General features: G+C 43.9%; 21 protein-coding genes. 20 read left to right on the forward strand and 1 reads right to left on the reverse strand.

Going from position 1 to position 20,993, the window contains the following annotated elements; all coding sequences use genetic code 11:
* Positions 1 to 108 precede the first annotated feature (108 nt).
* Positions 109 to 309, reverse strand: a complete 201-nt coding sequence (locus AB5706_RS11515; RefSeq protein ID WP_008705499.1) for a cold-shock protein — start codon at positions 307 to 309, stop codon at positions 109 to 111.
* Positions 310 to 629: 320 nt separating this feature from the next.
* On the opposite strand from AB5706_RS11515, the gene AB5706_RS11520 reads away from it, so the two are divergent.
* From AB5706_RS11520 to radA, 20 genes are all read left to right on the forward strand, one after another.
* On the forward strand, positions 630 to 1,925 hold the full coding sequence (locus AB5706_RS11520) for a dihydroorotase (RefSeq protein WP_173772797.1): 1,296 nt from the start codon (positions 630 to 632) through the stop codon (positions 1,923 to 1,925).
* A 46-nt stretch (positions 1,926 to 1,971) separates the two neighbouring features.
* Positions 1,972 to 2,898 carry an orotidine-5'-phosphate decarboxylase gene (pyrF, locus tag AB5706_RS11525; RefSeq protein ID WP_173770350.1) on the forward strand — a complete coding sequence of 309 codons (927 nt, stop codon included), beginning with the start codon at positions 1,972 to 1,974 and terminating at the stop codon, positions 2,896 to 2,898.
* A 10-nt stretch (positions 2,899 to 2,908) separates the two neighbouring features.
* Positions 2,909 to 3,691, forward strand: a complete 783-nt coding sequence (locus AB5706_RS11530; RefSeq protein ID WP_173718277.1) for a dihydroorotate dehydrogenase electron transfer subunit — start codon at positions 2,909 to 2,911, stop codon at positions 3,689 to 3,691.
* Positions 3,688 to 4,593 (forward strand): dihydroorotate dehydrogenase, encoded by a 906-nt coding sequence (locus AB5706_RS11535; RefSeq protein WP_173772798.1) that lies wholly within the window; start codon positions 3,688 to 3,690, stop codon positions 4,591 to 4,593. The genes AB5706_RS11530 and AB5706_RS11535 overlap by 4 nt, the downstream gene beginning before the upstream one ends.
* A 362-nt stretch (positions 4,594 to 4,955) precedes the next feature.
* Positions 4,956 to 5,630 carry an orotate phosphoribosyltransferase gene (gene pyrE, locus AB5706_RS11540; RefSeq protein ID WP_118579037.1) on the forward strand — a complete coding sequence of 225 codons (675 nt, stop codon included), beginning with the start codon at positions 4,956 to 4,958 and terminating at the stop codon, positions 5,628 to 5,630.
* A 79-nt stretch (positions 5,631 to 5,709) separates the two neighbouring features.
* A complete protein-coding gene (locus AB5706_RS11545; protein WP_173717277.1) occupies positions 5,710 to 5,862 on the forward strand; it encodes a hypothetical protein in 153 nt (50 codons plus the stop codon).
* A 10-nt stretch (positions 5,863 to 5,872) separates the two neighbouring features.
* Positions 5,873 to 6,349, forward strand: coding sequence for a VanZ family protein (locus AB5706_RS11550; RefSeq protein ID WP_233456030.1), 477 nt, complete (start codon positions 5,873 to 5,875; stop codon positions 6,347 to 6,349).
* Positions 6,350 to 6,456: 107 nt separating this feature from the next.
* Complete coding sequence (locus tag AB5706_RS11555; RefSeq protein ID WP_148462743.1) at positions 6,457 to 6,771, forward strand: DUF6142 family protein; 315 nt, start codon at positions 6,457 to 6,459, stop codon at positions 6,769 to 6,771.
* A gap of 72 nt (positions 6,772 to 6,843) precedes the next feature.
* A complete protein-coding gene (locus tag AB5706_RS11560; RefSeq protein ID WP_118579031.1) occupies positions 6,844 to 7,449 on the forward strand; it encodes an HD domain-containing protein in 606 nt (201 codons plus the stop codon).
* Between the two features lie 97 nt (positions 7,450 to 7,546).
* On the forward strand, positions 7,547 to 9,622 hold the full coding sequence (locus AB5706_RS11565; RefSeq protein WP_330602741.1) for an aminopeptidase: 2,076 nt from the start codon (positions 7,547 to 7,549) through the stop codon (positions 9,620 to 9,622).
* A 140-nt stretch (positions 9,623 to 9,762) separates the two neighbouring features.
* Entirely contained in the window at positions 9,763 to 10,269 is a 507-nt protein-coding gene (purE, locus tag AB5706_RS11570) for a 5-(carboxyamino)imidazole ribonucleotide mutase (protein WP_118579028.1), read from the forward strand.
* A gap of 129 nt (positions 10,270 to 10,398) precedes the next feature.
* The gene (purM, locus tag AB5706_RS11575) at positions 10,399 to 11,424 is read left to right on the forward strand and encodes a phosphoribosylformylglycinamidine cyclo-ligase (protein ID WP_118579246.1); all 1,026 of its coding nucleotides are present in this window, start codon (positions 10,399 to 10,401) and stop codon (positions 11,422 to 11,424) included.
* Positions 11,418 to 12,044, forward strand: coding sequence for a phosphoribosylglycinamide formyltransferase (gene purN / locus AB5706_RS11580; RefSeq protein WP_173735192.1), 627 nt, complete (start codon positions 11,418 to 11,420; stop codon positions 12,042 to 12,044). Before purM ends, purN begins: the two co-directional genes overlap by 7 nt.
* 10 nt (positions 12,045 to 12,054) lie before the next feature.
* Entirely contained in the window at positions 12,055 to 13,329 is a 1,275-nt protein-coding gene (gene purD, locus AB5706_RS11585; protein ID WP_173772799.1) for a phosphoribosylamine--glycine ligase, read from the forward strand.
* 141 nt (positions 13,330 to 13,470) lie between these two features.
* Positions 13,471 to 14,664 carry an FprA family A-type flavoprotein gene (locus AB5706_RS11590; protein ID WP_118579023.1) on the forward strand — a complete coding sequence of 398 codons (1,194 nt, stop codon included), beginning with the start codon at positions 13,471 to 13,473 and terminating at the stop codon, positions 14,662 to 14,664.
* A 279-nt stretch (positions 14,665 to 14,943) separates the two neighbouring features.
* Positions 14,944 to 15,837, forward strand: a complete 894-nt coding sequence (locus AB5706_RS11600) for an SseB family protein (protein ID WP_173717280.1) — start codon at positions 14,944 to 14,946, stop codon at positions 15,835 to 15,837.
* 139 nt (positions 15,838 to 15,976) lie between these two features.
* The gene (locus AB5706_RS11605; RefSeq protein WP_118579020.1) at positions 15,977 to 16,348 is read left to right on the forward strand and encodes a GntR family transcriptional regulator; all 372 of its coding nucleotides are present in this window, start codon (positions 15,977 to 15,979) and stop codon (positions 16,346 to 16,348) included.
* A 62-nt stretch (positions 16,349 to 16,410) separates the two neighbouring features.
* Positions 16,411 to 18,870 (forward strand): ATP-dependent Clp protease ATP-binding subunit, encoded by a 2,460-nt coding sequence (locus tag AB5706_RS11610; protein WP_173772800.1) that lies wholly within the window; start codon positions 16,411 to 16,413, stop codon positions 18,868 to 18,870.
* Between the two features lie 179 nt (positions 18,871 to 19,049).
* Positions 19,050 to 19,463, forward strand: coding sequence for an endosialidase (locus AB5706_RS11615; RefSeq protein ID WP_118579014.1), 414 nt, complete (start codon positions 19,050 to 19,052; stop codon positions 19,461 to 19,463).
* Positions 19,457 to 20,833 (forward strand): DNA repair protein RadA, encoded by a 1,377-nt coding sequence (radA, locus tag AB5706_RS11620; RefSeq protein ID WP_173772801.1) that lies wholly within the window; start codon positions 19,457 to 19,459, stop codon positions 20,831 to 20,833. Before AB5706_RS11615 ends, radA begins: the two co-directional genes overlap by 7 nt.
* The last annotated feature ends 160 nt before the right edge of the window (positions 20,834 to 20,993 follow it).

The raw sequence follows: 20,993 nt of genomic DNA on the forward strand, positions 1-20,993 counted from the left end.
CAGATAGGGATTTTTTTATAATAGGAAATTCTGAGGAGATTTCTTATTACATAAAAAATTCCCCCCGGATATGATTCCGAGGGGAAATTTCTGCTTCAGTTGCTTCAATTATAACTTAGTAACGTTAGCAGCCTGCATTCCGCGAGCGCCTTCTGTTAAGTCATATGTTACAGCCTGGCCTTCTTCAAGAGATTTGAAGCCTTCACCATTGATTGCAGAAAAATGTACGAATACATCAGCTCCGTCTTCTCCTGTGATGAAACCATAACCTTTTTCAGCGTTGAACCATTTTACAGTGCCCTTGTTCATTTTGAGTTACCTCCATAAAAAATAAAAAATTAAAAAGATGTTCTGGCGAAAAAAATCACCAGATTTTACAGACTATATCATGTAAATATATAATCTCTAAAAACTAGTGATTTTACATTAAATAATCTTCGACATGGATTGATTATATAACCTGAACTAAAAAAAGTCAAGGATAATTAAAATTGTGCAACAAAAAATATAATTGGGTGGAAAATATAAGGAAAAATGCCGGAAGGGAAAAAAACTCTTTATTAAATGAAAAAATTCGTGTATGATAGGTTGTGATAAAGTTTACGTTATACCAGAAGGGAGAGAACCAAATGGGTATTCTGATTCGAGGCGGACGTGTTGTGGATGCGGCTGCTCAGATTGATAAAATTGCGGATGTTTATCTGGATGACGGCGTAATCCAAAAAGTGGGAGAGAAGCTGGAAGCAAAGAATAAAGATGACAAGATTATAGACGCTAAGGGACTGGTAGTAATGCCAGGCCTTGTGGATCTTCACGTACATTTTCGTGATCCTGGACAGACGGAGAAGGAAGACATTGAAACCGGTTCCCATGCAGCTGCAAGAGGCGGTGTGACTACTGTAGTGGCGATGCCGAACACCACACCGGTTATTGACAGCCCTGACCGTGCAAACTATGTGAAAAATAAAGCTGCGCAGGTTTCCGCTATTCATGTGCTCCAGGCAGGAGCCATGACAAAGGGAGAACTTGGGGAGGAGCTTTCTGATATTGCAGGCATGGCAGCAGCAGGAGTACCTGTTCTTTCCGAAGATGGTAAATCTGTTATGAAAGCAAGCCTTTGCAAGCAGGCGATGGAAGAAGCCGTGAAAGCCGGACTTCCTATCTTTGACCACTGTGAGGATATGTCTCTTCGTGGAAACGGCTGCATGAATGAGGATGAAAACGCCAAACGCCTTGGGCTTCCGGGAATCTGCAATTCCACAGAAGATACCATTGCGGCAAGAGATTCTTTGCTTGCCATTGAGACAGGCGCTAAGCTGCACCTTTGCCACTGTTCTACAAAAGGTGTTGCAATTATGATGAAAATGTTAAAGGCAGAAGGCGTTGAGAATGTAACCGCAGAAGTTTGCCCCCATCATTTTATACTCACATCTGATGATATTGAAAGAGATGATCCAAACTATAAAATGAATCCGCCTCTCCGTACCAGAAAAGATGTGGATGCGCTGATTGAAGGTCTGAAGGAGGGCTACATTCAGGTGATAAGCACTGATCATGCCCCACACACCCAGAAAGACAAGACCGGTTCCATGAGAACCGCAGCTTTCGGAATTGTGGGAATCGAGACCAGCTTTGCACTTAGTTACACCGCTCTTGTAGAGACTGGAATCCTCACTCTTTCCCAGCTTGTAGAGAAGATGAGCTACAATCCGGCTCAGATTCTGAACCTGCCATGTGGAACCTTACAGAAAGGACATCCGGCAGATGTGATAATCGCGGACATTAAGAATCCATATACCATTCACAAAGCGGACTTTGTTTCCAAAGGCAAAAATACACCATTTGAGGGCAAAGAGGTGAAAGGAAAGATTCTATACACTATTTGCGATGGTAAGATTGTGTACAAGGATTCTGCTGCTAAATAAGAAAAAAATGAAATTTCCAGGAAAACATATTAAGGAGGAAACACCCATGATCAACAAACTTATTGCCAATATCAAGAAAACAGGAGCCCCTATTGTAGTAGGCCTTGACCCAATGCTGAATTATATTCCGAAGCAGATCCAGGAAGCTGCATTTAAGGAATTCGGAGAGACTCTGGAAGGTGCTGCAGAAGCAATCTGGCAGTACAATAAAGGAATTGTGGATGCCACATATGATCTGATTCCTGCTGTGAAGCCGCAGATCGCTATGTATGAACAGTTTGGAATTCCGGGACTTATGGCTTACAAGCGTACTGTAGATTATTGCAAGGAAAAAGACCTTGTAGTAATTGGAGATATTAAACGTGGTGATATCGGTTCCACATCTGCAGCTTATGCCGTCGGACATCTTGGAAAGGTTCAGGTAGGAAGCAAGACTTATGTTCCATTTAATGAGGATTTTGCAACTGTAAACCCATATCTTGGAACAGACGGAGTGAAGCCTTTCATGGATGTTTGTAAAGAAGAGAAAAAAGGAATTTTTGTTCTGGTTAAGACCTCCAATCCGTCCAGCGGTGAGTTCCAGGACAGAATAATTGAAAAACGTCCTCTCTATGAGTGGGTTGGTGAGAAAGTTGCCAAATGGGGAGATGAGCTTATGGGAGACGGTTACAGCTATGTAGGCGCAGTTGTAGGTGCTACCTATCCGGAAATGGGCAAAGTATTAAGAAAACTTATGCCAAAAACCTTTATTCTGGTACCAGGATATGGCGCACAGGGTGGTAAGGGTGCAGATCTTGTACATTTCTTTAACAAAGATGGTCTTGGCGCTATCGTAAACTCCTCCAGAGGAATTATTGCAGCTTACAAGCAGGAGAAATACGCTAAGTTTGGTGAAGCGAACTATGCAGATGCTTCCCGTCAGGCAGTGAAAGACATGATTCTTGACATCAGCACTGCACTTGAGAACCGCTAGGAGGAAGAAAATGGGTACAAAGGTAAAAGAAACCTGTACAGTCCTCAGCCAGGAATGTATTGGAAAAGACATTTACAGCATGTGGATTCAGACAAAGACCATTGCAGGGAATGCGAAGCCGGGACAGTTCGTTTCCGTTTATACACAGGATGGAAGCAAACTGCTGCCACGCCCTATCAGTCTTTGTGAAATTGATAAAGAAAAAGGTGCACTTCGCCTTGTCTATCGTGTAACAGGTCCGAAAACAGGTACAGAAAGCTTTTCCAGACTGCATGCAGGTGCACAGCTTGAACTTCTTGGACCTCTTGGAAATGGATTTCCACTGGAAGAGGCTGCTGGCAGGAGGGTATTCCTTATGGGCGGAGGAATCGGTGTTCCGCCTATGCTGGAGACCATGAAGCAGCTGGATGCTAAGAAGATTGCAGTTCTTGGCTATCGTGATGAGCTGTTTTTAAATGAGGAATTTGAAAAAAATGGTGAGGTATACATTGCAACAGAAGACGGCTCTGCCGGAACCAAAGGAAATGTAATGGATGCGATCCGGGAGAATGACCTGGAAGCAGACGTGATTTTTGCCTGTGGTCCTAAGCCTATGCTTCGCGCCATCAAGGCCTATGCACTGGAGAAGGGAATCCCCTGCTGGGTTTCCATGGAAGAGCGCATGGCATGTGGTATCGGTGCCTGCCTTGGCTGTGTATGCCAGTCCACAGAAACGGATGCCCATTCTCATGTACACAATAAGCGCGTATGTAAAGACGGTCCGGTGTTCAGAAGTACGGAGGTGGAGTTATGAGCAAAATGAGCGTAAATCTTGCAGGAGTGACTCTGAAAAATCCAGTAATGACTGCATCTGGAACATTTGGTTCCGGTGCGGAATATAGTGAATTTGTAGACCTGAATAATCTTGGTGCAGTCGTGACAAAAGGCGTGGCAAATGTGCCGTGGCCTGGAAATCCTACACCCCGTGTAGCAGAGACCACAGGAGGAATGCTGAATGCTATCGGTCTTCAGAATCCTGGAATCGATGTTTTCTGTGAGAGAGATATTCCATTTTTGAAGAAATTCGATACGAAGATCATTGTAAATGTATGCGGAAAGACCACAGAGGACTACTGTGAGGTTGTGGAACGTCTTGGAAATGAGCCTGTAGATATGCTGGAGATCAATGTATCCTGCCCGAATGTAAAGGAAGGCGGCATTGCCTTTGGACAGAATCCCAAGGCTCTGGAGGCCATTACAAGAGAAGTAAAAAAATATGCCAGACAGCCGGTGATTATGAAGCTGAGTCCTAATGTAACAGATATTACAGAGATGGCAAGGGCAGCAGAAGCAGGCGGTGCAGATGTGGTTTCCCTTATTAACACCATTACCGGAATGAAGATTGATATTAACCGCAGAACATTTGCCCTGGCAAATAAAACAGGTGGTATGTCCGGTCCGGCTGTGAAACCTGTGGCAGTGCGTATGGTTTATCAGGTGGCAAATGCAGTGAAAATCCCAATCATCGGAATGGGTGGAATTGCAAGTGCTGAAGATGCCCTTGAATTCATTATGGCGGGTGCCACCGCAGTATCTGTAGGAACTGCAAATTTCATTAATCCATACACCACTCAGGAGGTTGTGGATGGTATGTCTGCATTCCTTGAAAGACAGAAAGTGGAAGATATTAATGAGCTGATCGGTTGTGTGAAATAGTTTACTGTTCATTGGTGATATTCCGCGAGGCGTTTTTTGTGAACGTAGTTCACAGAAAACCCGAGAAGTGTGGCGCGAAATCATGCGAATGCATGATTTCTGTGCATCGCGAAGCGTGTTATTGTGAACGGAGTGAACAGTAACACTGAAATAGGTTTTACTTCGCGGGTTAAAAGAGATTTTGACCACGCCCATATTTTGTGTTACTATAAAGAGAGCGTAAAGCGGTTACATTACTGATCACTAAGTGAACAATAATGTAACTGGGTTTTGCTTTGAAAACGGCATATGCAAGAGTTTTTTTCAAATATGCTTTAAGAAAGACCAATAACAGATACAGCCCATATACGAGGAGGATAAAAATGGAACAGTATAAACAGGAATTTATTGAGTTTATGATTGATTGCAATGTATTGAAATTTGGAGATTTCGTAACCAAATCCGGAAGAAAAACTCCATTTTTTGTAAACACAGGATTTTATCGTACAGGAGCTCAGTTAAGAAAATTAGGACAGTATTATGCAAAAGCAATTGAGAGCAAATTCGGTCTGGATTTTGATGTGCTTTTTGGACCTGCATACAAGGGAATTCCGCTGACTGTTGCAGCGACAATGGCAATCAGCGAGGAGTATGGCAAGGATATCCGCTATTGCTCCAATCGTAAAGAGGTAAAGGATCATGGGGATAAGGGAATTCTTCTTGGAAGCCCGATTGAGGACGGAGATAAGGTTGTGATTATCGAGGATGTTACGACAGCCGGAACTTCTATTCAGGAGACTCTGCCGATCATCAAAGCTCAGGGTGACGTTTCCCCAATCGGTCTTGTGGTTTCTGTAGACCGTATGGAGCGCGGACAGGGTACCAAGAGCGCTTTAAAGGAGATTGAGGAGAAATATGGCCTTAAGACAACTGCTATTGTAACTATGGCAGAGGTAGTAGAGCATCTTTACAACAAAGAGTATAAAGGGAAAGTCATCATTGATGACACATTAAAAGCTGCTATTGATGCATACTATGAGCAGTACGGCGCAGAATAAGAGAATTCTATGCAGCATTAAAAATTCTGAAAGTGTGCTGCGGCAACTGGCAGCATAATGGCAAAAGGAGGAAATGCTGATGAGTGAAAAGCTTTACAAAATCGTATCTGGCGTAGGTGCCGGAAGTATTGCACTTGGGATCATCACACTGGTGACAGGTGTGTCCACTGGTATTCTCATGATCGTGAATGGTGCCAGACTTCTGAAGGGCAAATCCGATATGATGATTTAAGGGGATTTTTTTGAAAAAGGAAACGAAGACTTTAATTCGCCGTATGGGAATCCTGCTGTTCGTCATCTATATAATCTTTCTTGTTTATTTTCTGTTCTTTTCAGAGGAATATGGCAGGGCGGCAGAGACGCAGCGGGTATACAGGTATAATCTGATTCCCTTTGTGGAAATCAGAAGGTTCTGGATATACCGGGAGCAGCTTGGCACATTTGCAGTATTTTCTAACATATTCGGAAATGTGATAGGCTTTCTGCCTTTCGGGTTTATCCTTCCTGTTATTTTCCGAAGAATGAACAGCGGTTTTCTCATCTGCGTATCAGGATTTATATTAAGTCTGACTGTGGAAGTGATCCAGCTGGTCACGAAGGTTGGCTGTTTCGATGTGGATGATATGATTTTGAACACCCTGGGGGCAACCTTGGGGTATGTTCTTTTTTTCATCTGTAATCATATTCGAAGGAAAGTTCTGGATGGCAGCCATGTATGAGCCATGCTTACCTAAGCGGATTTATGGATATTGCATGGCAGCAGCTGACTTTCATATTTTGACATGCTTGCGCAAGCAGACATGTCCATTTAGGAGAAAGTTCCATTATGGCAAGAAGATATAGATATTCATTTACAAAGAAAAAAGAAGCGAAAAAAGGGAAGCTGTCTGCCGGTCTGGCGGCAGCGTCCTTTTTGTTGTTTATAACGGCTGTTGTTCTGGCATATCTCTTGGATGACAGCTTTGGTTTTTTGGTAGGAGGAGTGGGCTTATTTGCCACCCTTCTTTCCGTATACGGATTTATTATGGGGCTGCTCAGCTTTTCTGAGGAAGGAAGAAGCCATAAAACCAGCATTATCGGTTCAATCAGCAATGGACTGATCCTGATTGTGTGGATCGGAGTGTACCTGACCGGATTGTAGAGCACGGCGTATGTATGACGGAAATCCGATTGAAAGCAATAACAATTGATCAGACAGGGAAGGGGAATATATATGGATGAACGTTTAAAAAAACAATTAGACTTTATTCTGGAAGCAGATAAAGTGAAAAATATTATGCGTCAGACCTATCTGGCGGATGGAAAACGTAAGGAAAACGATGCAGAACATTCCTGGCACCTGGCACTTATGGCAGTACTTTTGAAAGAATATGCACCAGAGGAAGTTGATCTTTCCAAAGTCATTCCTATGGTACTGATTCATGATCTGGTAGAGATTGATGCCGGAGATACCTATGCTTATGACGCTGTTGGGGGAGCTACCCAGCATACAAGAGAAGAAGCTGCTGCACAGCGCATTTACGGCATTCTTCCAGAAGACCAGGGAAAATGGCTTTATGATCTTTGGGAAGAGTTCGAAGCTTATGAAACACCAGAGGCCAAATATGCGCACATGCTGGACAACAGTCAGCCTCTTTTTCTGAACAATGCTACAGATGGAATCAGCTGGGTAGAGCATGGCGTGAAGAAAAGTCAGATTTACACACGAAACCGCCGTACTGGTGAGGGAGCACCAAAGATCTGGGAATATATGCAGGAATTGATCGACCAGCATGTAGAAAAAGGACATGTGATCGACGATATGTCCAAAAAAGAATAAGAAGTGTGCTGATCGCGGAAACAATTATTCAAACAGGCTCTGTCAGTGCCGTGACGGATAGCTTCGTATAAATAAAAAGGAAGAGTGAGGGAAACGAGTGGACGAATTACTGATGGAACGTTATGCTCTTGCAAAAGAAAGAGTATGTGAGATCAAAGAGGAGAAAGCAGTACAGATGCCATATCTGGACTTTTTCCAGAAAACAGCTGCTTTTCTTGAAAAAAATGTGGAAATAATGGATGGCGTTGTATTTTTGGGAGAAGCCAGGGAACCAAAGAAACTTGCAGATGCGGCTGATCTATCTATAGATGAATGGAAAGAACTGAATCGTGATCTGTATGCAGATATCCTTCCGGAAAATTATAAAAACAGCTACGGAAATCCGGTTTATGCCTGTGAAAAGCTTGGGGAATACGGAAGGGACTTTTCTTTCCTGTATGCAGAACTACGTGGTATTGTGGTCTATGCCTTTGAAAAGAGGCTGTGGGACATAACTGTGCTTCTGGAGCTGTTTCTGGAAGTTTATGGCGCTTTTGCTCAGGAGGAGGTTCCTACAGAGGAAGAATTGAGGGGGATTTTAAATTCCTATGCAAATGATTACTGCCAGGATATGATAGAGTACCGCACCAGAGAGTGCGTGGACCCGGAGTTGGATTTTGCGGCAAAAATTATCATGCATTCTGATTTTTCAGACCTTCGTTACCTGTATCTGTTTGGAGAATACATTACAGAGAATGAACTTGGAGTGGCTGCATTTCTTAACGGTCTTTCCCAGGAAGAAATCGATTCCTGCGCAAGAACTTATACAGAGGGCTACCGTTTGGGATTTGTAAATGGACACAAAGACCTGAGCAAAAAGAAAACAGTCAATATCCGTTACAACCTTGGCTTTGAACGTATGGTAAAAGCGGCAGTTCTTCAGTTTGAGGAGATGGGGCTGAAGCCAGTCATATATCGCTATCCGACCCATGCGGTAAACAGGCGCGGCTCTTATAGAATTGGCTATACAGGCGCTGTTGCAAATCCGCAGTTTGACTATGATCATCGACAGGACGGGGCACTTTTTCTGGATCAGGATTTTGTGCAGAAGCGTCTTCGTGCCCTGCAGACTTCCTATGAGAAATATAAGGAACTGGCGTATGTTCACGCTGGTCCGGCCTGCATTGAGGTATTTGGGGAAGCTCCGTTTTCACCAGTGAGTGTAAAAGAGGCATGGCAGTTCAGTGATGCTCAGCAGAAGCTGGAAATTGAGATGCAAAATGAAGCTGGACAGATTACAAACCGCTACATTAAAGGTGATGAGAGAAGCTTTACCATTATTGCATATCCGGTTCCTGAAATCGGCGGTGATTATGAGGAGATTTTCCGCCAGATTGTGAAAATCAACACCTTGGATTACCAGCTTTACCAGAAAATCCAGCAGACTCTTATCGATACTCTGGATACCGCAGAATGGGTATCTGTAAAGGGAAAAGGAGCGAATGAAACAGATCTCAGGATACATCTGCACACTCTTACAGACCCGGCGAAGCAGTCCAATTTCGAGAACTGTGTAGCGGATGTAAATATTCCCGTTGGCGAAGTGTTTACTTCCCCGGTCCTTTCCGGAACAGACGGTCTTCTTCACGTAAGCCAGGTATATCTGGAAGGTCTTCAGTTCCGTGATCTGAAGCTTGAATTTAAAGATGGAAAAATTGTATCCTATTCCTGCGGGAATTTTGAAAATGAAGAAGAGAATAAAAAATATATTGAAGATAATATCCTGTTCCATCATCCAACACTTCCAATGGGTGAATTTGCAATCGGAACGAATACTACGGCTTATGTAGCTGCGAAGAAATACAATATTGCAGATAAGCTGCCTATTCTGATTGCAGAAAAAATGGGACCTCATTTTGCAGTAGGTGATACCTGTTACAGCTGGTCTGAGGATACTGCCATGTACAATCCGGATGGAAAAGAGATCATTGCAAGAGATAATGAAATCTCCATTCTGAGAAAAGAAGATATAAGCAAGGCGTACTTTGGCTGTCATACAGATATTACCATTCCTTATGATGAATTGGGAAGCATCTGTGTTCTTGGAAAGAATGGGGAGAAAATTTCAATTATTGAGGATGGCAGATTTGTGCTGGCCGGAACAGAAGAACTGAATAAACCTTTTGAGGAATAAAGGAAAGTTTAAAATCTAACAGCAAAATTAATTAGCCCTACAAAATTTTTCTTTGCCCCAATCGTATTGACAGAAAATGTTATTCTTAGTAGAATTTACGCGAATGGTAGTTCTAAATATAACTAAAAGAGGAGAATATTATGCCAAAAGTAGGAATTGTAATGGGCAGTGATTCAGATATGCCGGTAATGAGCAAGGCAGCAGACATTCTGGAGAAACTTGGGATTGATTACGAAATGCGTATCATCTCCGCACACAGAGAGCCGGACGTGTTCTTTGATTATGCGAAGACAGCTGAGGAAAAGGGATTTAAGGTCATCATTGCAGGTGCCGGTATGGCAGCACATTTACCAGGAATGTGCGCAGCGATTTTTCCGATGCCTGTTATCGGAATTCCTATGCACACTACATCACTTGGGGGAAGAGATTCCCTGTATTCCATCGTACAGATGCCATCCGGCATTCCGGTAGCAACTGTTGCAATAAACGGAGGGGCAAATGCCGGTCTTCTTGCAGCGAAGATTCTTGCAACATCCGATCCGGAGCTTCTTGCACGTCTGAAAGCCTACAGCCAGGAGCTGAAGGAGCAGGTCGAAGCCAAGGATGCGAAATTACAGGAAGTGGGACATAAGGCTTATACAAAATAGAGTTACACAGCAGGGGCGTAATAACCCTTTCTGCTTATGCAGGTGAAGAATCCTGCGAGGCAGGATTTTTCTATGAAAACCATAATAAACACCATAATAGAAACCATAAAATTCTGGGAGGAAAAAGGCATGGATTACAAGAACGCGGGCGTTGATATTGAGGCAGGATACAAATCAGTAGAATTAATGAAACAGCATATTGCAAAGACTATGAGACCAGAGGTACTTGGAGGAATCGGCGGATTCTCAGGTGCTTTTTCCATGAACAGCTTCAAGGATATGGAAGAGCCTACACTGGTTTCAGGAACTGACGGAGTTGGAACCAAGCTGAAACTGGCATTTATTATGGACAAACATGACACTGTTGGAATCGACTGTGTGGCAATGTGTGTAAACGATATTGCATGTGCAGGCGGAGAACCTCTTTTCTTCCTGGACTACATTGCCTGCGGAAAGAACTATCCGGAAAAGATTGCTGAGATCGTAAAAGGCGTTGCAGAAGGCTGCAGCCAGTCAAGCGCAGCCCTCATCGGCGGCGAAACTGCTGAGATGCCAGGATTTTATCCGGTAGACGAGTATGACCTGGCTGGATTTGCAGTTGGCGTTGTTGATAAAAAAGACCTGATTACAGGAGAAAATTTAAATACCGGAGATGTTCTGATCGGAATGGCTTCCTCAGGCGTACACAGCAATGGTTTCTCTCTTGTCCGCAAAGTATTTGAGATGACAAAAGAGTCTCTGGACACATATTATGATGAACTTGGAACTACCCTTGGTGAGGCGCTGATCGCACCAACCAAGATTTATGTAAAAGCTCTTAAGAGCATTAAGGATGCAGGGGTTAAGATCCACGCATGCAGCCATATCACAGGCGGCGGTTTCTATGAGAATGTACCTCGTATGCTGAAAGAGGGTACAAGAGCCGTGATTGAGAAAGACAGTTATCCGGTACTTCCGATCTTTAAGCTTCTTGCAAAGACCGGAGACATTGAAGAAAAGATGATGTACAACACCTACAACATGGGACTTGGTATGGTTCTGGCAGTTGATCCGGCTGATGTAGATAAGACTATGGAAGCAATCAAGGCAGCAGGTGAGACACCATACGTAGTAGGACGTATTGAAGCAGGAGAAAAGGGAGTGACATTATGCTAAAGGTTGCTGTCCTGGTATCAGGAGGCGGTACCAATCTCCAGGCAATCCTGGATGCCATTGATTCCGGCAGGATCACCAACGCGGAAGTTTCTCTTGTGATCAGCAATAATCCAAATGCTTACGCACTGGAAAGAGCGAAGAACCATGGTATAGAGGCTGTCTGTATTTCCCCTAAAGAATTTGAAAACCGTGAAGAATTTCATAAGGCACTTTTAAAGAAATTGCAGGAAAACGGTGCAGAACTGATTGTTCTTGCAGGCTATCTGGTTGCAATTCCACCTATGATCGTGGAGGCATTTCCAAATAAGATCATCAACATCCATCCATCCCTGATCCCATCCTTTTGCGGTGTAGGATACTATGGACTTCATGTTCATGAAGCTGCCTTAAAAAGAGGAGTGAAAGTAACAGGTGCTACTGTTCATTTCGTGGATACAGGTACAGATACCGGCCCTATTATTTTGCAGAAAGCAGTAAAAATTGAGCCGGATGATACCCCTCAGTCTCTTCAGAGAAGTGTAATGGAAAAGGCAGAGTGGAAGATCCTTCCGAAAGCAATTAATCTCATTGCCAATGGAAAGATTTCGGTAGAAGATCATATTGTGACTATCAGCGATTAAGGAGGAGATTATGAAAGTACTGATCGTAGGAAGCGGCGGAAGAGAGCATGCAATCGCATGGAGCGTATCCAGAAGCCCTAAGGCAGATAAGATTTACTGTGCACCGGGAAATGCAGGAATTGCAGAGTATGCGGAGTGCGTGAACATTGGTGCTATGGAATTTGAAAAACTTGCTGATTTTGCTCAGGAAAATCAGGTAGACCTTACTATCATCGGTATGGATGATCCGTTGGTAGGCGGTATAGTAGACGAGTTTGAATCCCGTGGTTTACGAGTATTCGGACCTCGTAAAAATGCAGCAATCCTGGAAGGCTCCAAGGCATTTTCCAAGGATCTGATGAAGAAATACAACATTCCAACAGCTGCATACGAGAATTTTGATGACCCGGAAAAGGCACTGGCTTATCTTCGCACCGAAGCAAAATTCCCTATTGTCCTCAAAGCAGACGGACTTGCTCTTGGAAAAGGTGTTCTGATCTGTCAGAATCTTCAGGAAGCGGAAGCTGGTGTGAAAGAGATCATGGAAGATAAGAAGTTTGGAAGCGCCGGAAATACCATGGTTATTGAGGAATTTATGACCGGTCGTGAAGTTTCCGTTCTTTCTTTTGTGGATGGAAAAACAATTAAAACCATGACCTCCGCACAGGATCATAAGCGTGCAAAGGACGGTGACCAGGGCTTAAATACAGGCGGAATGGGAACTTTTTCACCCAGTCCTTTCTACACAAAAGAGGTGGATGAGTTCTGCAGGAAATATGTATATCAGCCAACTGTGGATGCAATGGCTGCTGAAGGAAGAGAATTTAAAGGAATCATTTTCTTTGGCCTGATGCTGACTGCAGATGGTCCGAAGGTACTGGAATACAATGCACGTTTCGGAGATCCGGAAGCACAGGTTGTTCTTCCACGTATGAAGAACGACATTGTAGAAGTTATGGAAGCCTGCATTGATGGAACTCTGGATCAGATCGATCTTCAGTTTGAGGACAATGCTGCTGTTTGTGTAGTTCTTGCAAGCGATGGATATCCGGTGAAATATGAGAAAGAAATCCCGATGTATGGATTTGAGAATTTCAAGGATAAAGAGGGATATTACTGTTTCCATGCCGGAACCAAGTTTAAGGACGGACAGATCGTTACAAATGGTGGACGTGTTGTAGGAATCACAGCCACAGGCAGCAATCTGAAAGAGGCCAGAAAAAATGCCTATGCGGCAACAGAGTGGATCACTTTCGCAAATAAATATATGCGCCATGATATTGGAAAAGCAATTGACGAAGCATAATTAAGTGGTATAAAATAGGCAGGAGACAAGAGTGTTTCCTGTCTGTTTTTGGTTATGGAAGTCCTGACAGGATGAAAATACAAAAGCCAGAGAGTTCTGTATTGCAGAATTTGTTTAGCAAAAGCATTAGGAGGAATCATTATGTACAATGTGAAAAAAGTAAACGAAGATTTATACTGGATCGGTGCAAGTGACAGAAGACTTGCCCTTTTTGAAAATATTTACCCGATTCCAAGAGGAGTTTCCTACAACTCTTATGTGATTCTGGATGAGCAGACCGTGCTTCTGGATACAGTTGACAAGTCTGTAAGCGGACAGTTTTTTGAAAATCTGGAGCATGTTCTTGGAAACAGACCTTTGGATTATATGATCGTAAACCATATGGAACCAGATCATTGTGCAATTGTGGAAGAGGTGGTAAGAAGATTCCCGGAAGTGAAGGTTGTGGGAAATGCCAAGACCTTTAACATGATGAAACAGTTCTTTACCTTTGACGTGGACGCCCATGCAGTTGTGATCAAAGAGGGAGATACCATCAGTACAGGTAAACATACCCTTGCGTTTGCCATGATCCCCATGGTTCACTGGCCGGAGGCAATGGTTACATACGATGCATATGACAAAGTGCTTTTTAGCGCAGATGCTTTTGGTACTTTTGGAGCGCTGAATGGAAATGTGTTTGCAGATGAAGTAAACTTTAAAGAAGAGTGGCTGGATGACGCCAGAAGATATCTGGTAAATATTGTTGGAAAATACGGCGGACCGGTTCAGAGTGCCCTGAAAAAGGCTCTTACACTTGATATCGCCATGATCTGCCCACTTCATGGTCCTATCTGGAGAGAGGATCTTGGATGGTTTATTGACAAATATCAGAAATGGAGCACTTATACACCGGAAGACCATAATGTTGTGGTTATGTATGCCTCCATTTATGGAAATACAGAGAATGCAGCTGATGTTCTGGCAGGCAGACTGGCAGATGCAGGGGAGAAGAATGTGAAGGTTTATGATGTTTCTGTAACAGATCCTTCCTATCTGGTAGCGGAAGCATTCCGCTGTGACAGAATCGTATTTGCCTGCCCGACTTATAATGCAGGACTTTTCCCGAAGATGGAAACCTTGCTTCATGAACTTGCTGCCCACAATCTGCAGAAGAGAAAAGTGGCAGTCCTGGAAAACGGTACCTGGGCTCCTACTGCAGGTAAGCAGATGAAGGAAATCCTTTCTGGTATGAAAGATATGGAAATCTATGAAGAGACGGTAACGGTAAAGTCTGCCCTGAAAGAAGACCAGCTGGCACAGCTTGATAAGATTGTAGAATTTATGACAAAATAAGAGAAGGCTTGTCGGATCAGTGGATGCCAGGCGTGACAAGATATACTGAAAATTGGGGCGTGCAGCATGAAGAAATGATTTTTTGGACACGCTCTAGTATGGAACGCGGTAAAATTGCATAAAAACACTGACGGTTAGACTTTACTTTTTTGCAATTTTGTTATAAAATAAAACCTATATTAGGTTTTTGTCGATATGTTTTGAAATCTGCCAGACAGGACAAGGTTCATAGAATTTTCGTATACGACAGCAGGAAACCAGGACTGAGAGGATAATGACATGGGAATCACTGAACAGGAAGCAATTAAGGAATTACAGACAAGAGACGAAATCTTTGTAGCGTATTCACAGGCTACGAAGCTTCCATATGTAATTTGCGATCAGGAAAGCTTTAATGATCAGGTGTGGGTATTTGCCACAGAAGAAGAGATTAAAGCATTTGGCAAGAAGAAATTAGAGGATAAGATTCTTCTTATGGGAATGAAATATGAGAAGAAAGACTACCCAAGATTCTACGGCACACTTTATGCAATCGGTGTAAACAGTGTAGTATGGGTTGATGGAGAGAATCAGATTGAGGTTGAGCTTACCAGAATTGCCAGACAGGCAGACTTCAGCCAGCTTGAGCCGAAGAAGCAGCCACTTTTTAATTCCACTCTTCAGCTTTCGGGTATCTATTTTATGCAGGAACTCCGTCGCCCGATTAAGAAAGAGGAGCGCACTGTAAACCTTCGTGAAATGGAAGAAGAGCTGATCGTGAATCTTAAGAAATCCGAATTCCTGGTAGCTATGGCTACTGATCCGGAAGACCCGACCAAGGTTAACATTCCATATCTTAAGAACAAACAGGGCGATATTCTTCAGCCGGCTTTTACAGATGTTATGGAATTTGATAAATTTGCAAGAGGCAAGAAGCTTCGGGCAGCCAAGGTTCCATTTGCCAAACTGCCAGGTCTTATCATCAATCAGGCGAAGGCATTTGTGATCAACCCGATGGGATTCAATCTGATCCTTGACAGAGTACAGCTTGGAAAGATTCTGGGTGTTGAGATCCCTCCGGCTGCAGTACCGGCTGAGAGTGCGCCTGCTGAGGCAGCGGCACAGGAGACTAAGGCATCAGAGGGTGAAGTAAAGGCAGAAGAAGCACCGGCAGCTGAGACACCGGTTCAGTAGGAATAGGGAGCGCTGCAGCTTTACAGATGGCTTATATTTAAACGAAGTGTTTATTACGAAAGACAGGAAGAGACCGGGGCAGTATGACTCCGGTCCCTTTGTTTTGTAATATTCACTGTTTTTTACAGGGAGGGATAAAATGGTAATAGAGATAGATTTCCAGAGTGACGAGGCACTTTATACCCAGCTGATGAATCAGATCATTATGGGAATTGCCACATCCCGGCTGCAGGAAGGAGATCCTCTTCCATCTGTCAGACAGCTTGCGGATACCATTGGAATTAATATGCATACCGTAAACAAAGCCTATTCCTTGTTACGCCAGGAAGGATTTGTCTCCATTGACAGAAGAAAAGGCGCAGTAATCTGTCTGGATGTGGATAAGTTAAGGGCTATGGAGGAATTGAAGCAGAATTTACGTGTTGCGCTGGCAAGGGGCTGCTGCAATAATGTGACAAGGGAAGAAGTGCATAGTCTTATAGATGAGATTCTGGATGAATATGAGAAATAAAAGCGAGATTGTTCGAGAAATCAACTTGTTTGTACACTAGCGTAAGGAGGAACAATTGATCAATGCGAAATAAATTTACGAAACAGGCTCAGACAGCCCTGACACTGGCAAAGGCCGCAGCCATTGACTTTGAACTGGGCTATATTGGTACAGAACATCTTTTGCTGGGACTTTTAAGTGAGACAGAAGGTACTGCCGGAAGAGTCCTGGAGGAATTTCAGGTAGATGGCAAGAAACTGGTGGAACTGATCGATAAGCTGGTGACTCCGGCAGAAGTGGGAAATATAACTGAGATTGAAATGAAGCCGTCATACAGTCCGAGAACAGAGAAGGTTCTGGAAAGTGCTGTGGCAGAGGCACAGAATTCTGGCTGTGAGAAGGCCGGAACGGAGCATTTGCTCCTTGCCATGCTCCGCGAGACGGACTGTGTTGGAACCAGGCTTTTATATACGATGGGAGTGAATATCCAGAAGCTTTATGCAGCAGTCCTTGGAGCCATGGGCTATGACAATGAGTCTATTCAGGAAGAGTTCCAGGCTGCCAAGGCCATGCAAAATCCCGGAGGCAGCCCGACACCGGCACTTGACCAGTACAGCCGTGATCTGACCCAGATGGCAGCAGAGGGCAAACTGGATCCTGTTGTGGGAAGGGAAAAGGAAATCAGCAGACTGATCCAGATCTTAAGCCGCAGAACCAAGAACAATCCATGTCTGGTAGGAGAACCTGGGGTAGGCAAGACTGCTATTGCAGAGGGGCTTGCCCAGAGGATTCTTGCAGGTAGTGTTCCGGAGACGATTAAAGACAAGCGACTGGTAGTGTTGGATCTGTCTGGAATGGTGGCTGGAAGCAAGTACAGAGGTGAATTTGAGGAGCGTATCCGTAAGGTCGTGGATGAAGTACGTGAGAATCAGGGGATTCTTCTGTTTATTGATGAGCTTCATACAATTATTGGAGCTGGCGGAGCAGAAGGAGCCCTTGACGCTTCCAATATTCTGAAGCCCTCTCTTTCCCGTGGAGAATTGCAGATCATAGGTGCGACCACTCTGGAAGAGTACCGCAAATATATAGAGAAGGATGCTGCTCTGGAGCGACGCTTCCAACCGGTTACCGTGGAAGAGCCTTCTGAAGAGGAGGCTTACGAGATCCTGAAAGGACTTCGCCCATACTATGAAAGACATCATAAAGTAGAAATATCAGATGAAGCTTTGGAAGCAGCAGTTAAAATGTCAGTACGTTATATTAACGACAGATTTCTTCCGGATAAAGCAATCGACCTGATTGATGAAGCTGCTTCTAAGGTACAGCTTTCCGGATATCAGGCTTCTTCCGAGATTGAGGATTTAAGCCGTGAGATTCAGGAAATCCTTCAGGAGAAAGAGCGTGCCATCAAAACTGGTTATTTAAGTCTTGCCAAAGAATGTCAGGAGAAACAGAAGGAAGCAGAAGCCAGACTTGAGCAGCTTCAGGTAAAAGAAGAAAAGAAGAATCAGAGAAAATCCGGAAAAGTGGACGAAAAAGCCGTAGCCTCGATTGTATCCGACTGGACCAAAATTCCGGTACAAAGACTGACGGAGGGAGAGACCAGACGTCTTGCTCAATTGGAAAAAGAACTTCACAAACGTGTGATTGGTCAGGAGGAAGCAGTGCATGCTGTTTCTCAGGCTGTAAAACGTGGTCGTGTAGGATTGAAGGATCCGAACCGTCCAATTGGTTCTTTCCTGTTTCTGGGACCAACAGGCGTTGGGAAAACAGAACTTTCCAAGGCACTGGCTCAGGCTGTGTTTGGCAGTGAACAGGCTATGATTCGTGTGGATATGTCTGAATATATGGAGAAACACAGTGTTTCCAAGCTGATCGGTTCTCCGCCAGGATATGTGGGATATGATGAAGGCGGACAGCTCAGCGAAAAAGTACGCAGAAATCCATACAGTGTTATTCTTTTTGATGAGATCGAGAAAGCACATCCGGATGTGTTTAACATTTTGCTTCAGGTGCTGGATGACGGACATATTACAGATGCCCACGGAAGAAAAGTGGATTTTAAACAGACGATCATTATCATGACTTCCAATGCGGGCGCCCAGGCAATCGTAGAACCGAAGCAGCTTGGGTTTATTTCCCAGAAAGATGAGAAAAAGGATTATGAAAAAATGAAATCCGGCGTTATGGAAGAAGTGCGCCGTCTTTTCAAACCAGAATTCTTGAATCGAATTGACGAGATTATGGTATTCCACACCCTGAATAAGGAGGAAATCCGTAAGATTGTACTTCTGCTCCTGAAATCACTGGAAAAACGTTGTGAGGAACAGATGGATATTCATCTGAATGTGACGAATTCTGCAGTAGATTATATTGCAGAAGCCGGATTTGATGCTAAATACGGTGCAAGACCTCTTCGCCGGGCCATTCAGTCCAAGATAGAAGACCGGCTGGCAAATGAGCTCCTGGAGGGCAAAATCAAGCGGGGAGACATCGTGCAGGTACAGTATAGAAATAAAGAAATTCGTTTTATAGTGAAGTAAGATTCTGTTTGAACAGTAACGTAATCTTCTAAAATTACTATAAATTTTATATAAGGTACTGGCAAAGAAAAAAGTTTTATTATATAATATGTACAACATCGGGGAACCGGTGAAAAGGATCTGGCGAGGAGAAATCCGCCGGAGAACATAACGAAAGAGTCTTAGGGAGGACAAGCATCATGGCAGTAGTAAAGGAACTGATCCGTACAGAGGAAAATGGTACCATCAGCTTTGGAGATTATGAGAAGAACCAGAAATCAAAGGTTTCTGATTACCCACATCAGGGAGATATGTATAAAGTAAAAACATTCAAGGAGATCACCAAGCTGGAACGCAACGGTATGTTTGTATATGAGTCCGTACCAGGTACCGCTGTATTCAATCTTGCACAGGACGGAAACCAGATGAGTTTTCGCGTAGAGGGACCGGAGGATGCACAGATTACTGTAGAACTTGAAGCAGAAGCACAGTATGAGGTATATCTTGACGGAGCAAGTACAGGTAAAATGGAGACCAACCTTGGCGGAAAGCTTTCTTTCAGCGTAGAGCTTGGAAATGGCTCAGCTGTTGATGTAAAAATTGTAAAATGCTAAAAAACAAAAAAATGGTATATTTTTGCCAGGAGTGCGGTTACGAATCCTCGAAATGGATGGGACAGTGCCCTGGCTGTAAGGCCTGGAATTCTTTTGCGGAAGAACCTGTATCCACAGGGAAAAAGGCATCAGGAGGCGGTAAGTCCGTTTCCAGGCAGCAGTCTGAACCGGTGATTCTGAAGGAGATCAGTCTGAAAGAGGATGAACGTCAGACAACGAAAATAGGGGAACTTGACAGAGTACTCGGGGGCGGCATTGTCCCCGGGTCTTTGGTTCTTGTGGGGGGAGATCCAGGTATCGGAAAATCTACCCTTCTTTTACAGGTGTGCCGGAATCTGGCAGAGAATGGAAGCTCTGTCCTTTACATTTCTGGAGAGGAATCCCTGCGTCAGATCAAGCTTCGTGCGAATCGTATTGGTACTTTCAACGAGAATCTTCAGCTTTTATGCGAGACCAATCTGGATACAGTGCGTGAAGTGATGGAGCGGAAGAAACCGGATGTAGCAATCATAGATTCCATCCAGACCATGTTTGACGAAGAAATCGGATCTGCGCCGGGAAGTGTTTCCCAGGTGAGAGAATCTACCAATGTACTGATGCAGATTGCAAAAGGATTTGGAATCACGATTTTCATCGTTGGTCATGTTACCAAGGAGGGGAACGTGGCTGGACCGAGAGTGTTGGAGCACATGGTAGACACAGTGCTCTATTTTGAAGGAGACAGACATGCCTCCTATCGAATCCTGCGTGCTGTAAAAAACCGGTTTGGTTCTACTAATGAGATTGGTGTATTTGAGATGCAGGGCTCAGGTCTTGAGGAGGTTTCCAACCCATCTGAATATCTTCTGGAGGGACGGCCTGAGAATGCATCTGGATGTGTAGTGGCCTGCTCTATGGAAGGAACACGTCCGATTCTGGTGGAAATCCAGGCGTTGGTTTGCGAGAGCAATTTTGGTATTCCCAGAAGAACCGCAGTGGGAACAGATTTTAACAGAGTGAATCTTCTGATGGCTGTATTGGAGAAGAAGGTGGGACTTCGCCTTGCTTCATCTGACGCCTACGTAAATATTGCCGGCGGTATGAAGATGACAGAACCGGCGATTGATCTTGGAATCTGTCTGGCAATTGCATCCAGCATGAAGGATATTGTAATTCCAGATAAGCTGATGGCTTTTGGGGAAATCGGACTTAGCGGTGAAGTGCGTGCTGTGAGCATGGCCGGTCAGAGAGTGCAGGAGGCAAAGAAACTGGGCTTTGACACAGTGATCCTGCCGGAAGTGTGCAGAAGCTCGGTGGAAAAAGCTGATGGGATTAAGCTGGTGTATGTGAGACAGATTCAGGAGGCGATTCGGTATATTATGAGTAAATAGGTTTTATGTTTACATTTGTAAAAATATATAGAAAAATAATACTTGAAAAAGTAAGCAATGATAACCTGTAAAAAAATATGGATTTTTTTGTAAAAAGTGCTTGACGATTCCTTGCGGCAGTGGTATAGTAAACAAGCTGTCGCAAGGAATTGCTTCTGAA

This window comes from Ruminococcus sp. RTP21484sp1_RTP21277st1_D2_RTP21277_210401 (genome assembly GCF_040924225.1).
Taxonomy (GTDB): domain Bacteria; phylum Bacillota; class Clostridia; order Lachnospirales; family Lachnospiraceae; genus Blautia_A; species Blautia_A faecis.